This is a genomic window from Leucogemmata humicola, from assembly GCF_055379415.1.
In genome coordinates this window covers 3,899,232-3,912,904 of sequence record NZ_AP040875.1, presented here as the reverse complement: position 1 = coordinate 3,912,904, position 13,673 = coordinate 3,899,232, and the positions used below count along the sequence as shown (strand labels likewise).

The following is a 13,673-nucleotide window of genomic DNA, read 5'->3' as shown; positions in this document are numbered from 1 at the left end:
CCCCCGCGCCGGAGGTGAGCGATGTACACGACAAACGACGATCGCGATCTACTCGACCTCTACATCGCGGAACTCCGCGGCGAGCCGGTACTCACGGCTCAGCAGCAGAAGGATCTCGCGAGAACGATGCGGCGTGCTGCCAACGACGCCGCGCGTGAAGACGCGCGCTCGGAACTCATCCGGGCGAATTTGCGCTTCGCGTTCTCCGTCGCAAAACAATATCAGAATCGCGGCGTCCCACTCGGTGACTTGGTCAGCGAGGCGAACGCCGGATTGGTTCGCGCCGCCGACAAGTACGATCCCGAGGTCGGCGTGAACTTCATCAGCTACGCGGTATGGTGGATCCGGCAGGCGCTTCACTCGGCCGTTCAGCGGCAGGGTCGCACCGTCCAGGTTCCGCTGAATCGCGCGGCCGATCTGTCGCGTGTTTCCCGCGCGCAGGAGCTTCTGCGCCAGAAGCTGTCGCGTGAGCCGTACGAGGAGGAGATTGCCTCGGTGGCGGATCTGTCGCTCGACGTGACACGCGGGTTGGTTGCGCTGCTCCAGCCAGTGCGTTCGCTCGACGAACCGTCGGTCACGGGTGGTGGAGATGTCGGCCGCACGCTCGGCGAAACGCTCGTACTCGACCGCGGTGAGGACGAGGACGTGTTGCCGGGCGGCGTGGAGAGCGATTCGCGCCGAGAAGCGATCACGCGGGCGCTCGAAGTTCTGAGTCCGCGCGACCGTCGCGTGTTGATGCTCTACTTCGGTCTCGAAGGAAGTCGCCCGATGACGTTGCAGGAGATCGCCCGCGAGCTAGGCGTCACCCGCGAACGTGTTCGCCAGCTTCGCGATCGTGCGCTCAAGCGGTTGCGTGAGAGCGACACGGCTGACGTGCTGCGCGACGGAATGGCTGCATAGCGCATTAAAGCGCATTAAAACTGAGAACGCCACGGCGGTCCGGCTCTAGCTGGACTTCCGTGGCGTTCGCATTTTATGAACTGCGCTATTCCACTCAGGGAGACCAATGACCGAACTTGGCTTGCGTCCCCGCTCGGCGACCGAACTCGTCGACGCGGCGTTTCAGGTCTTTCGGCGGAATCCTGTTCCGTTCATCGTCGCGAGCGCGGTGTGCTACGTCCCGTGGCTTCTCATTCGGGTCACACTCGCCATCGACACGTCACCAACTGCTGCGCTCGCCGATATCAATTGGGGGATGCTCCTGCTGAGCGGGCTATTCAGCATACTCGTCTACGCGACGGCGTCTGCGGTCGCGATGATCATTGCCTCTGATGTGTATTTCGATCGCCCGGCGGACGTCATGGCGGCGTTTCGCGTGGTCGCTCCCAAAATCCCCGCGTTGATCGTCACTGGTTTGATCACGGCGGTGGCGTTCGTGCTCGGCGCGATGTTGTTCCTGCTCCCCGCACTGTATCCGCTCGCGCGCTTCTTTGCGACGCAGCAAGTCATCGTCATCGAGAATGCCGGGCCAGGAGGCGCGCTGTCTCGCTCGTCGGAGTTGTCCGTGGGCATGAAGCGCCACGTGCTGAGTACTCTCTTACTGGCCGGCGCGATTGTCTTTGCGATCAGCCTTGGCTCGGGGCTCGTGTCGGGCGCGATTCCGAGTCGGGTCGTTTTGTTCGCCGTTTCCACGGCGGTTTCGGTGCTCGTCTATCCGTTCCTGGCGATCGTGCAGACGTTGCTCTACTACGATGTACGAATTCGTAAGGAAGGTTTTGACATCGAATACATGGCCGGCGGATCGCCGCTCGATACGGTTCGCGAGCCCGGCGTCTGATCGCACGCATGCATTTCGCGTTGCAAGAAACCGTCGGTCGTTGGTCGAACCGAGAGATTCATGATACGGTTGCGGCGATCGCCCGACAGCGGATCTTCGCTCCGGCTCGACAGTCGCTGCTCGGCCGATTCTTTCAATACGTCCTGGAGAGAATTGCCGAACTGCTCAACCTGATTCGCGGCTCGCCCAACGCGCGGATTCTCGTCATCGCTGCGATGATCGCGATTGGCGTCGTCATCGTGGGGCGCATCGCGGTCGGGCGTCGGGCAGACGCGGCGCGCAAAGCCCATCGTCCGGGGGCGCGAATAGGACAGGGTCGGCCTGACCAATGGTCTACGGCACGAGAGCTGGCGGCTGCCGGCTCCTTCGTTGATGCATGTCACGCACTGTATGCCGCGGTGTTGGACGCACTGGCGCGCGACGGCATGCTCATGCGACACGAATCGAAAACGAGTGGCGACTACGTTCGTGAACTCAAACGCCGCGGCGCGCCTTCGGTCCGCGACTTTCGCGAGTTTGCCAGCGACTTCGATCGAGTGATCTACGGTCACGGCGTCGCGACCGAGGCGGACTTTACTCGCCTGGCTTCCGCTGCAGAGCGAGCTGTCCGAGTCGCGGCGGTCGCGTGACCGAAAATCCATCACGGCGGTTCGGAGCGAAAACGCTGCTGGCAATTCTCGCCGGCGTCGTCGTGCTCGTGGCGCTGCTGACTCCCGAAGCGCCAACGAAAGATGACGGTGCGCGGACCAGCTACTCGACTGGTCCGAGTGGCGTGCGAATGGCGTTCGAGCTGGCGCAGCGTATGGGTTGGCGAACGGAGCGACGGCTGGTTCCGCTCGATTCGTCGTCGCCTCCGTCCGGCGCGCCAACGGTGCAGGTGGTGCTGGATCCTGGTGAACCGTTGGGCGCGCACGAGGTGCACCGACTGCTCACGAACGTTCGTCGTGGCGGCGGATTGGTTTTCGCGATCGATGGCGGCGAAGAGATTGCAGATTCGCTTGGTCTCGCACTCGGGCGGCTGGGGCGATTTCTCTCGAACTACGGCGACACCAACTGCACGCGACCGGCGTCGTTCCGCGACCGGACGCTGCTTGCGCTGCCGCCCGAGGTCAGTCAAATCCGTTGGCGACGACCTGCGCCAGGCCCGGTGACGACGCTTGCCACAACACACGATAGAATCGACAGCGCCTTCGCCGTCGCCGTTGGATTTCCACTCGGCGCCGGACGGGTTGCGGTCGTCAGTTCGCCCGGGGTGTTCGGCAATGACGCCGTGCGATTGTGCGGAATGGGCGCCGACATCGTCGTCGCTCGCATGTTCGAGTTCGTTCGTCCCACGGGCGGAATGTCGCCGCGAATGGTGTTCGACGAATTCCATCACGGCTTCGGAACGCACGGTGGCAGTATCACGGCAATCAGAGAATACGTGAGTGGGACGTCGTCGGGGCGGTTTCTCATCCAAGCGCTGATCGCCGGCCTGCTCCTCGTGCTCGCACGCGCGCCGAGGGCGATTCCACCGGAGGATCCGGAGCGGATCGTGCGGCGCTCACCACTCGAACATGCCGATGCCCTTGGCCACGCCTATGCCGACGTTCGTGCGACGCGCACGGCGACGGCACGCCTCGTCGGCGGTGTGCGACGACGCGCCGGCCGAACGGTGCCGGCGTCGCCTGGCGCGGCCGACGATGTCTTTCTTTCTGCCGTCGAACAGCGACATCCGTCACTGAAGCCGGCAGTCTCCAAGATTCGTCGCGGGCTCGAGGCATCGGTGTCGCCGAGCGAGCTGGTCGCGATTGGCGAAGCGTTGAACGAAATCGAGCGACAGATCACGACGTCCCCCTCACCTGGCTCATGAGTATCTCAATTCAAGAAGGCGCAACAATCATTCGGCGCGTACGCGACGCGGTCGCAACGCGCGTCGTTGGCCAGGATGACGCGATCGAAGACGTGCTCGTGGCATTCCTCGCACGCGGCCATGTATTGATCGAAGGCGTGCCTGGCACGGCGAAGACTCTGCTCGTGCGCACCATCGCGAGCGCGATGGCCGTGCGGTTCACTCGAATTCAGTTCACGCCTGATCTCATGCCGGCCGACGTGACCGGCGTTGCGCTCTATCGCGATCCCGTGCGCGGCTTCGAATTCCAGCCCGGACCTGTGTTCACTGATCTCCTGCTTGCCGATGAGATCAATCGTGCGCCGGCAAAGACGCAAGCTGCGTTGCTCGAGGCGATGTCCGAGCGACAGGTCACTGCCGACGGTGTGGGACGGCCGCTCGATACGCTGTTCACGGTGCTCGCTACGCAGAATCCAGTGGAGCACGAAGGAACGTTCCCGCTGCCCGAAGCCCAGCTCGACCGGTTTCTCCTCAAGATCGTTGTCGGCTATCCCGCAGCGGGCGCGGAGCTCGCGATGCTCGCACTCCACGAGTCTGGCTTCGATCCTGAACGTGGCGGATCTGGCGCGATCGTCGAGGCAGTCATCACTTCGGACGAAGCGCGCGAGTGTCGCGCGCTCGTCGACCAAGTGCGCGTAGCGCCGGAGGTGCGCGAGTACATTGCCGCGATCACCCGCGGCAGTCGCGAAGATCCGTCGCTTGTGCTGGGCGCCTCACCACGAGCGAGCGTCGCGCTGATGCGTGCGGCGCGCGCCGGCGCGGTGCTCGACGGCCGGGACTATGCGACTCCGGATGATGTGAAGGCACGCGCGCTGTCGGTGCTTCGGCATCGTGTGCTGCTCGCGCCAGAGTTGGAAGTGGAAGGGCGCACGACCGACGATGTGCTGGCGGGCGTCCTCGCGCGAACGGTCGCCCCGGCGTGAGTGTGCTCGACGCCGCACGTGAGCGTCTTCGTGCGCGACGCCCTCTCTGGGCGATCTTTCCAACCGAACGCCTCGCGGCCGTCGTGCTGGCGCTAGGTGTACTCTGGTTCATCCCGGGCACGATCGGTCGAGCAGCGGCGATCGGCGCGTCGATCGCACTCGTGTGTCTCGTGGCGTTCGACTACTTCCGCCTGCCGCCGGCGCGCCGTATCACGGTTGAGCGGAGCGCGCCTGATTCGCTCGGACTGGGCGACAGTAGCGACTTCACGTACACGTTGCGCACCGACTGGTCGTGGGGGAGTCGCGTACAGCTGTTCGATCAGTTCCCGTCGGGGCTCTCGACTCCCGCTTCGCTCGAAGTCGTGGAACTGAATGGGCGCGATGAGCGAACGCTGACGATACCGGTGACGGGCGATGCTCGTGGTGCGCATCGCCTGGGCGACGTTGCGCTTCGGTGCGTCACGCCGCTCGGACTGGTGGCGCGTTTGTCGCGCCCGCGTTCCGAGGTAGCGGTCGTGAAAGTCGTTCCGTCGCTGACGAACGTGCGACGCTTCCGGCTGCTCGCAATGCAGCATCGTCTGAGCGACGCCGGTGTTCGAGCATTGAAACGTCGCGGCGAGGGAAATTCATTTGCCGGATTGCGAGACTACGTGCCGGGCGACGACCCGCGTATGGTCGACTGGAAGGCCAGCGCTCGCCATTCGCGGCTGATCACGCGCGAGCAGACCATCGAGCGCGCGCAGACGGTCATCTCGCTCGTCGATTGCGGACGCGCGATGACGCAGTTGGCCGGACGCTTTTCGCGCTTTGAGCACGTCTTGTCGTCGGTGATGCTGCTGTGCGACGTCGCGGTGACGAGCGGCGACCGCGTTGGCCTCATTGCCTTCGACGATCGCATTCGCGCGCTGGTGCCGCCGTCGCGTGGCACTGGTGCCCTGAGATCGCTTCGCTCCACGCTCAGCGGCCTCGATGCAACACTGACAGAGCCGGACTATGCCTCGGCATTCCGGATGTTGGCAACGCGTCAACGGCGTCGGGCATTGGTCGTGTTCTTCACCGACGTCATCGATGTGCGCGCGGCAAAGCAGTTCGCGGCGTACGCTGGGCGTGCGGCGCAGCGACATGCGATGGTCATCGTGGCCATTCAGAACGAGGCGCTCATTGCCGCCGCACGCGGCGACGCCAGCGGATCGCTAGCGCTCTACCGGAGCGCGGCGGCGGAGGAGCTCGTGCGCGAGCGAGAGGAAGCGCTCGCGCGAATGCGACACACCGGTGTAACGGTGCTCGACGTCGCGCCATCGCGAATGGCGACGGCTGTGGTGAACAGGTACCTGGAGATCAAAGCGAAAGGCGGGATCTAAGAGATAGGCGCTGGGCGCTAGGCACTAGAGATTCGCAAGAACGTTTATTGGACTTTAAGTGCGAGGATGTTCTCGTCTTGAGTCGGCGTCAGCTTGACTGGTCTTGCAGTGTGGACCCCACCACGTAGGTACGCCACCATCAGCACCAGCGTCGTTGCCGAGACGATCAGCTTGAGTTCCAGCGGCCAGTAGGGAATCGGCGACACGAGTCCTTCGAGCGATCCGGCGACGATCAGAAACAGCGTCGATGCGGCCAGCAAGTGCATGGCGCGCCGACCGTTTTCCGCCAGCGCGCGACGACGTGTTCGTTGACCGGGCAGGATTAGCGCGGCGGCTATGAGGAGTCCGGCGCCGCCAGAAATGCAAATGGCGCTGAGCTCGAGCACCCCATGCGGCGCAACGAACGCCACCAAGAGCGACAGAATGTGCTTGGACTGATAGAGTCCAAACACGCCGCCCAGTGAGACTCCATTGAAGAGCAGGAGTACGAGCGTCCCAAGTCCCGCCGTGATTCCAAAAGCAAAGGCTCCGAACGTCACCTGCACGTTATTGGCGATGATGCGGCTCGCCATCACCGGGCGAAGGACTTCCGGGTCGGGAATGTAGCCTTCGTTGTCGCGCGCGCGCCGAACACCATCCTCTGCGCGATCGAGCATCTGGGTCGGAATGAACACGGGTGCCACGGCCGGATTCCGAACCACCGCGGTATACGCAACGATCGCAGGGCCGAACATGAACGCGGCCGCGAGTGCGATCGGGCCGACCGAGCGACGCACTTCAGTTGGGACGTCGACCGCGATGAATCGCAGCACGCCTGAGATTCCCGCGCGTTCTTCCTTGTACAAAAGGTTGTGCGCGCCAGCAACCAGACGTCCGAGGTAGAACAGTTCATCCGTCGATTCGCCGCCGACGGCGGTTCTCAGTCGCGCGAGGTCGACGGACAGCGCGCGGTACTCAGCGACGAAGTCGCGCACACCGGCTTCGCCGAGCGCGCGGAGCCCGCGGCGTTGCGCATCGGCGAGCTTTGAGGCAAACGCCATCCACCGCGGCGAGCTCGTCGTCACGATGGCGTAACGCTCGCGACTGGCTCCTGTGGCGCCTCGCGCAGCGGCGCCTTGATCGCGAGCCCGACGTTCGGTGGTGAGGAGCCGCAGGAGCGCGGCGCTCTCACTCGAGCCGTCGTTCTCGGGGAGCGCGTGCCGCAGACGATTCGCCACCTGCGCCACGAGTTGCCGCCGGCGTTCAGGTTCGAGACTGTTGCGCCGCTCAGCCCATCGTGCGAGAAGTTGAAACTCTACTTCGCTGAGCTGCGCGGTAGCCGGCGCTGTGGCGATGTCCTCTTGGCGCTGTTCGACTCGCACCGGCTGTTTGATGAGTGCTTCGCGAACGACGATCGTGCCCGCGACAATGTCGCCGAGACGTTTGCCCGATTTCGTCATCGCGATACTGCCGATGCCGATCAGGTATGTAAACGCCGGTTGGAGATCGATGATGCGCATGAGATTTCGCACCGCCGACGCGGAGAATCCAACCGAGTAGCCGCCGTCGCGCACTGCGCGCAATCGCAGCAGCCGTTTCCCGGGAGTCTGTCCGTCCGCCAATCCCTCGAAGAGCAGGTAGTAGCCCCAGAGCACGACGAACTGCATGATCATCAAGACAGCGAGTGCCCACGCGCTCGACGGCGTGGTACGCGTGCTCGAGTCGGCAATCGAATGTCGCGTGAGCAACACCAATCCGACGAAGACCCCGATCATCGCGACGACCGTAATCACCAGGTCGATCAATGCCGCGTAGACGCGTGAGCCGAGCCCGGCGATGGTGTAGGACAACACCACGAGCTCGGGCGTTTCGATGTCGACCGTTTGTGTGAGTCGTTCTGCCATGCGTCAGGATGCGCGTTCGTGGGCGCGATGGCAAGCGGAGGCACTCCCCAGGGTCATTACCTTGAAATCAGGAGGCTCAATGACGACACACACTACTGAAGTTGCAACGCTCGGCGGCGGCTGTTTCTGGTGCATCGATACCATCTTCCGCGAGCTGAAGGGCGTCGAGAAAGTCGAGTCGGGGTATTCCGGCGGCAAAACCGCCAATCCGTCCTACAAGGACGTGTGTTCAGGAATGACGGGGCATGCCGAAGTCGTTCAGGTCACCTTCGACCCGTCGGTTCTATCGTACCGCGACCTGCTCGGCGTGTTTTTCACGATTCATGATCCCACGACGCTCAACAGACAGGGAGCGGATGTCGGAACACAGTACCGGTCCGTCGTGCTGTATCACACGCCCGAGCAAAAACAGACTGCCGAGCAGGTGATCGAGGAGCTGACCCGCGAGAAGGTGTGGGACGATCCCATCGTCACGCAGGTAGTTCCGCTCACGACGTACTATCCGGCCGAGAAGTACCATCAGGATTACTACACACAGAATCCTGATCAAGGGTACTGTCAGATCGTGATCGCCCCGAAAGTGGCCAAGTTCCGGAAGGCGTATCTCGATCGGCTCAAGAAGTAGCGGCTACTCAGTCTCCCGCGGCGGCTAGCTCCCGCGGGGACTTTGCGTCGACGCGACTGACGGGACGGCGCTCGCCGACCTGCTGGCGCCACATTGCGTAGTAAAGACCCTTGAGCGCGAGCAGCTCTTCGTGGCGACCGACTTCCACGATGCGGCCGCGCTCGAGCACGTGAATACGATCGGCGTGCATCACCGTCGACAGCCGGTGTGCGATGAGCACCGTGATCACGTCTGCGGTGGCCGAGATGTCGCGCATCGTGCGGCTGATTTCCTCCTCGGTGAGCGAGTCGAGCGCTGACGTCGCTTCGTCGAACACGAGAAGATGTGGCTGGCGGAGCAGCGCACGGGCGATCGACAAACGCTGTTTCTCGCCGCCAGAGATCTTCATTCCGCCTTCGCCGATCACCGTGTTGAGTCCCTTGTCGGCGCGGCGCAGTAAACTCTCGGCGGCCGCCTTCTGAAGGACTTCGACGCACTCCTCGTCGCTCGCATTCGGGCGGACGAAGAGCAGGTTCTCGCGGATCGATCCAGAGAATAGCTGTGCGTCTTGCGTCACGAGGCCAATGCGTTCGCGAAAGCGATCGAGATCGACGTGCCCACTTTCGACATCGTTGTACAGCACTCGGCCCGTCTTGGGCTGGTACAGTCCCACGAGCAGCTTGACGAGCGTCGTCTTGCCGGAGCCCGAGGGCCCGACGAATGCGACCGTTTCGCCGCGATCGACGCGGAAGGAGACGTCGGCCAGCGCAGGCGCTGATGCTGTTTGGTGCGTGAAGGTGACGTCGCTGAACTCGAGAACGCGCAGGTCGCTCACCGGAACGGGGTTCGCCGGCTTCGGGTCCACGGGGATGTTTAGAATTTCCTCGTAGGTGTTGAGCGACGCTTCGGTTTCGCGGTAAATGTTGATGACGTTGCCGAGTTCCTGCAGCGGGCCGAAGATGAAGAACGAGTAGATGAGTAGTGAGAAGAACTGGCCGACCGTGATCTGCTTGTCGAAGATCAGGTACAGCATGAGAAACAGGATGGACGTGCGGACGAAGTTGACGCACGTCCCCTGGATGAAGCTCAGGCTGCGGATGTATCGGACCTTCTTGAGCTCGAGCTTGAGGATCTTGTCGGTGGTCGCGTTGAGGCGAAGCACCTCCTGCTCAGACAGGCCGAGGCTTTTGACGAGCTCGATGTTGCGCAGCGACTCCGTGGTCGCGCCCGCGAGCGCGGTGGTCTCGGCGACGATGATTTTCTGAATCGCCTTGATGCGCCGGCTGAGTACGGAGCTCAGTCCGCCGAGCAGCGGAATGGTGAGCAGGAACGCCGGCGCGATCGACCAGTGGACCTTGAAGGCGTAGATCATGACGAAGATCACGCCGACGAGCGTGGTGAACACCATGTTCACGAACGCCGAGATGAACTTTTCTGTATCGGCCCGAACTTTTTGCAGCTTCCCGAGCGTTTCGCCGCTCCGCTGGTCCTCGAATACCTGGAAGGGTAGGGAGAGGGAATGCCGAATTCCGTCCGAGTAAAGCTGCGCGCCCAGCCTTTGCGTTACGACATTGACGAAATAGTCCTGGAAGTTCTTCGCTACACGGGAGACGAACGCGACACCGACAGCCATGGCGAGCAGCAGCGTGACCCCGCGCACAAACTGTCCGTTGGTGTACTGGTCGTGCTTGGTGGCGTAATCGTCGATGATGTGGCGGAAGATCAGCGGGTCGAGGAGCGAAAAGACCTGATTGATCGTCGCCAGGAACAGAGCGAGCGCGACTAGAGGCCAATAGCCGCGGAGATATCGGGAGAGTAACGCCATGATCGAAATATCGAATACTGGGAAGGGAGTCGCCGATGAAGCCGCGCTCGCTTGCGCGCGAATTCCCTCTGGAACGGGTTGCGACACCGTCGGTATATTGAGCGTCGTCGCATCGAAGAGCCATCCTGACGGAATCCCCCGTCCTGGCTACTCGATGTAGTATCGCGATTCCTATGCTGCTTCCGTTGCTCAGTGCCGCCGCGCTCATGCTGTCTGCTCCGCGTGACACGTCCGCGGCGCGATCGGCCGTTGCCAGCCCGACCGTTGAGCGAACCCCGGTCGTCCGCATTCGCGGAACGGTGATCGCGGACAGCATCGTGGTCGAAAAACAGCGACGTCGGCTCACGCTGTACCAAGCGGGCTTTCCGGTGGGCATTTACCGGATTGCGCTCGGAAAGCAGCCTGTCGGCGACAAGCGCCAGATCGGCGACAATCGGACTCCAGAAGGCGTCTTTCGCATCGACTTCAAGAATCCGAACAGCAAGTACCACATGGCGCTGCACATCTCGTATCCGGATGCGGCACATGCGGCGAACGCTCGCTCGCGCGGTGTGGCTGCCGGCGGCGACGTGATGATTCACGGGCTGCCTCCCGCCTACGCGGACCTCGGCGCGAAGCACAGTGAGTACGATTGGACGGAAGGCTGCATCGCCGTCACCAACGCCGAGATCGAGGAGATCTGGCGCGCGGTGCCGAACGGCTCGCCGATCCAGATCAAGCCCTGACGAACGACCTCCCGGTGCGAACTTCCATCCTTCTTTGGAGCACCGCGTCAGGCGTCATCCTCGGACTCTTCATCGACGCGACACTGATCGGCGTCGCCGTCCTGGCGAGTGCGGTCGTCCCGTCGCTAGGCGTCCGTCTGCAACAGCGATGGCTAGCCATGTCGACGGCCGTAGTGCTGGCCCTGATCCCGGCGATACTCGCCGTCCTGGGGTTCCTCGAGGGGCGATTAAAGGCGACCTGACGGGTCTGCCCGCCCGGAACGGACGTTCAACGTCAGGGTAGTTTTAGACGTATTTTCGATGGGGGAGCGGGCTCGGGCGAACGCGGCCTTGGCAGTCCGTTCACGTGGTCGAACTCACTCTCGCGAAGGGCGCAACGGCGCCAGGAAATCATAGTGATGGGTGGACGGATTTGGGGCGGCCTCGCGGCCGCCGTGGTTCTCGCGGCCAATGCCGGAGCGCAGTCGAAAGCAGCAGTAGCAGCCAAGCCAGCGGCCCATATTCGCTTTGTCGTCGCGCCAACGGGCAACGAAGCGCGTTACCGCGTCCGCGAGCAGTTGGTGGGTGTCGAACTGCCCAACGACGCAGTCGGCATGGTCAAGGACATCACTGGATCGCTTCTCGTCGATCCGAACGGCAACGTTGTGCGGGATAGCTCCAAGATCATCGTCACGCTCACCGCGCTGAAGAGCGACAAGGATCGTCGCGACGGCTACGTACAGCGCCGGACGCTCGAGACGGCCAAGTTCCCGACCGTGGAACTGGTGCCGACGTCGTTCAAGGGCCTGGTCTCCAAGCCGAGCACCACGCCGCAGGCGTTCGATCTCGTGGCTGACCTCACCGTGCACGGCACTACGCGTCCAACCACGTGGAAGGTCACCGCACGCTCTGACGGCAACGACATCGTCGGACTGGCAACGACGGCCTTCACGTTCAAAGATTTCTTATTGGATCAGCCGAGCGTGCCCGTCGTACTGAGCGTGAACGATACGATCAAGCTCGAGTACGACTTCCGCTTTACGCCGGCGACCAAGCCGTAAGCAGCTTTGAGCTAAATACATGAAGCGGCGCCCGAAAGGGCGCCGCTTTTGTCATGCACGCGTAAATCCGATCTTGTCGTCGATTACCGCCGTCGGGCCAATCGGTACTTTCTGCGGATTGGCCAGTGTGAGACTCGCGAACTGAATTTTGTCCTTCCAGACTTTGCGCAAAAAGTCTTCGAAGACCAGGATGGTGAGCTGTTCTCCCGGACAGCGCCGATAGCCGAACCCGAAAGGCGCGAAGCCCGCGTGGTCGCACACCGGCATCGCTTTCCCGTCGACGACTCCGAAGACGGTGCCGAAGCCACTGTTCGTAATGTTGACGTTGCGCCCATCGGCCACTTTGAACGTCGTGTGGTCGAACGGACACTTGGGCAAGCCGATCGCCTGGCACTTCGCGTCGCTGACGTCGGCGCTCGTCGGCACTGTCTTGTACCGATCCGGGTCGAACGCCTTTGGATTCTTCCACTGGCGTGCGTCGAAGCTCGTCTCGGTGTGCGGCGTGGCGGCGTATGAATGACGCTCGTACTTCGCACGGAGCTTGGCGAAAGGCGATTGCCCGTACATCGAATCGCGCGCGTCGACCACGGCCGACAGGCTGCCGCCGTTCGGCGAGATCGTGCGGAACAGCTCCATGGTGAGGAGATCGAGCGGCGTGTACGGCGACCCGGCAGCGGGTGTCGAGTTGTTCGCCATGCTCATCGTCTTCGTGAAGGCGGCGCGTATATCAGCGTCGCCCGCGTCGGTGCTCAGTCGCGACATGATCCCGAAGATCGAATTTCCCCACTGGCTGAGCGCGACGAAGTTGTGGAACGCCTCGAACACGATGTCCTTGCGGCCGAAGTTCGCGCCGTCGCCAGCATTCTTGAGCCAGTAGTGGACGAACGTCCGATCGGGATCTTTCACGCGCCCAGAGGCGACGTCGTCTACGCGATCGGCGATCCACTTTTTCAGGAAATCGAGGTTCGCGCGGACTTTCATATAATGCTCATAGACGATCGGCTCCATCGGGTTGCGATACGCCAACACCGTGTTGAAGCTCTCGCCGATCTGCCGCACCTCGGCCGGAATCGCGTCGCCCTTCACGCCGACGTGTAGATCCCAGTAGAGGTCGAAGTAGTAGTCCAGGTAGTGCCGCATGAACGGCTTGCTCGCGAACTGCGGATCCATGAGCCGATCGAAGAACGACACGACCTTGGGTTGATACTTGGCGTGATACAGGTCGGGCGTGACTGCTGAAAAGTAGATCCGCTTGCGCAGGTTGTGTTCGCCGCGCTTCTCGAGTCCCGTGAGAAAGACCGTGACGCCCTCTTCAGGCGTCGGCTTCCAATCTTTGTAGATGAGTCCCCAGAGATCGAACGGGAGCGCGTTCTCTTTCGACAGCGTGAGGTCGATCATCGGGAGCATTGGTCGCTCCGCCTCGAACAGGCTGCTGAGAAAGAAGGGAATGACGGCGTGCTGGACGTAGTCCTGGTCGAAGTTGCTCGGAATTGATTTGCGAAATTCTTCGAGCGCCGGTCCGACGTCTTTCGGAAGGTCGAGATACTGACCGGTAGAGCCCCCCTGCGCGAACATCATTCCGACAGGCGCGGCCGCCGCGGCGGCGATGAAGGATCGTCGTTTCATGTGAGTGCTCCCGAGGTC

The 13,673-nt window shown here is 62.6% G+C and carries 13 protein-coding genes; 10 read left to right on the top strand and 3 right to left on the bottom strand.

Annotated features, from left to right (window positions below; all coding sequences use genetic code 11):
• Positions 1 to 21 precede the first annotated feature (21 nt).
• The 6 genes from AC6H4Z_RS16640 (at position 22) to AC6H4Z_RS16615 (ending at position 5,952) form a co-directional block, all read left to right on the top strand.
• Positions 22 to 900: a sigma-70 family RNA polymerase sigma factor gene (locus AC6H4Z_RS16640; RefSeq protein ID WP_497543080.1), complete on the top strand. Its 879-nt coding sequence runs from the start codon at positions 22 to 24 to the stop codon at positions 898 to 900.
• A 106-nt stretch (positions 901 to 1,006) separates the two neighbouring features.
• Positions 1,007 to 1,777: a hypothetical protein gene (locus tag AC6H4Z_RS16635; protein WP_497543079.1), complete on the top strand. Its 771-nt coding sequence runs from the start codon at positions 1,007 to 1,009 to the stop codon at positions 1,775 to 1,777.
• A gap of 8 nt (positions 1,778 to 1,785) precedes the next feature.
• Positions 1,786 to 2,406 carry a DUF4129 domain-containing protein gene (locus AC6H4Z_RS16630; protein ID WP_497543078.1) on the top strand — a complete coding sequence of 207 codons (621 nt, stop codon included), beginning with the start codon at positions 1,786 to 1,788 and terminating at the stop codon, positions 2,404 to 2,406.
• A complete protein-coding gene (locus AC6H4Z_RS16625; RefSeq protein ID WP_497543077.1) occupies positions 2,403 to 3,629 on the top strand; it encodes a DUF4350 domain-containing protein in 1,227 nt (408 codons plus the stop codon). The genes AC6H4Z_RS16630 and AC6H4Z_RS16625 overlap by 4 nt, the downstream gene beginning before the upstream one ends.
• On the top strand, positions 3,626 to 4,591 hold the full coding sequence (locus AC6H4Z_RS16620) for an AAA family ATPase (protein ID WP_497543076.1): 966 nt from the start codon (positions 3,626 to 3,628) through the stop codon (positions 4,589 to 4,591). The genes AC6H4Z_RS16625 and AC6H4Z_RS16620 overlap by 4 nt, the downstream gene beginning before the upstream one ends.
• Positions 4,588 to 5,952 (top strand): DUF58 domain-containing protein, encoded by a 1,365-nt coding sequence (locus tag AC6H4Z_RS16615; RefSeq protein ID WP_497543075.1) that lies wholly within the window; start codon positions 4,588 to 4,590, stop codon positions 5,950 to 5,952. The genes AC6H4Z_RS16620 and AC6H4Z_RS16615 overlap by 4 nt, the downstream gene beginning before the upstream one ends.
• 44 nt (positions 5,953 to 5,996) lie before the next feature.
• Here AC6H4Z_RS16615 and AC6H4Z_RS16610 read toward each other — a convergent pair whose 3' ends face one another.
• Positions 5,997 to 7,835, bottom strand: coding sequence for a stage II sporulation protein M (locus AC6H4Z_RS16610; RefSeq protein ID WP_497543074.1), 1,839 nt, complete (start codon positions 7,833 to 7,835; stop codon positions 5,997 to 5,999).
• Positions 7,836 to 7,914: 79 nt separating this feature from the next.
• Here AC6H4Z_RS16610 and msrA point away from each other — a divergent pair, with 79 nt between their 5' ends.
• Complete coding sequence (gene msrA, locus AC6H4Z_RS16605; RefSeq protein ID WP_497543073.1) at positions 7,915 to 8,460, top strand: peptide-methionine (S)-S-oxide reductase MsrA; 546 nt, start codon at positions 7,915 to 7,917, stop codon at positions 8,458 to 8,460.
• A 7-nt stretch (positions 8,461 to 8,467) separates the two neighbouring features.
• Here the strand turns inward: msrA and AC6H4Z_RS16600 are convergent, their stop codons facing one another.
• Positions 8,468 to 10,264, bottom strand: coding sequence for an ABC transporter ATP-binding protein (locus tag AC6H4Z_RS16600; RefSeq protein WP_497543072.1), 1,797 nt, complete (start codon positions 10,262 to 10,264; stop codon positions 8,468 to 8,470).
• Positions 10,265 to 10,437: 173 nt separating this feature from the next.
• Here AC6H4Z_RS16600 and AC6H4Z_RS16595 point away from each other — a divergent pair, with 173 nt between their 5' ends.
• The 3 genes from AC6H4Z_RS16595 to AC6H4Z_RS16585 all read left to right on the top strand — a co-directional run bounded on the left by AC6H4Z_RS16595 (position 10,438) and on the right by AC6H4Z_RS16585 (position 12,029).
• Entirely contained in the window at positions 10,438 to 10,989 is a 552-nt protein-coding gene (locus AC6H4Z_RS16595) for a L,D-transpeptidase family protein (RefSeq protein ID WP_497543071.1), read from the top strand.
• Between the two features lie 14 nt (positions 10,990 to 11,003).
• The gene (locus tag AC6H4Z_RS16590) at positions 11,004 to 11,231 is read left to right on the top strand and encodes a hypothetical protein (protein WP_497543070.1); all 228 of its coding nucleotides are present in this window, start codon (positions 11,004 to 11,006) and stop codon (positions 11,229 to 11,231) included.
• Positions 11,232 to 11,387: 156 nt separating this feature from the next.
• Positions 11,388 to 12,029, top strand: coding sequence for a YceI family protein (locus AC6H4Z_RS16585; RefSeq protein WP_497543069.1), 642 nt, complete (start codon positions 11,388 to 11,390; stop codon positions 12,027 to 12,029).
• A gap of 51 nt (positions 12,030 to 12,080) precedes the next feature.
• Here the strand turns inward: AC6H4Z_RS16585 and AC6H4Z_RS16580 are convergent, their stop codons facing one another.
• On the bottom strand, positions 12,081 to 13,655 hold the full coding sequence (locus AC6H4Z_RS16580) for a hypothetical protein (RefSeq protein ID WP_497543068.1): 1,575 nt from the start codon (positions 13,653 to 13,655) through the stop codon (positions 12,081 to 12,083).
• Positions 13,656 to 13,673 lie beyond the last annotated feature (18 nt).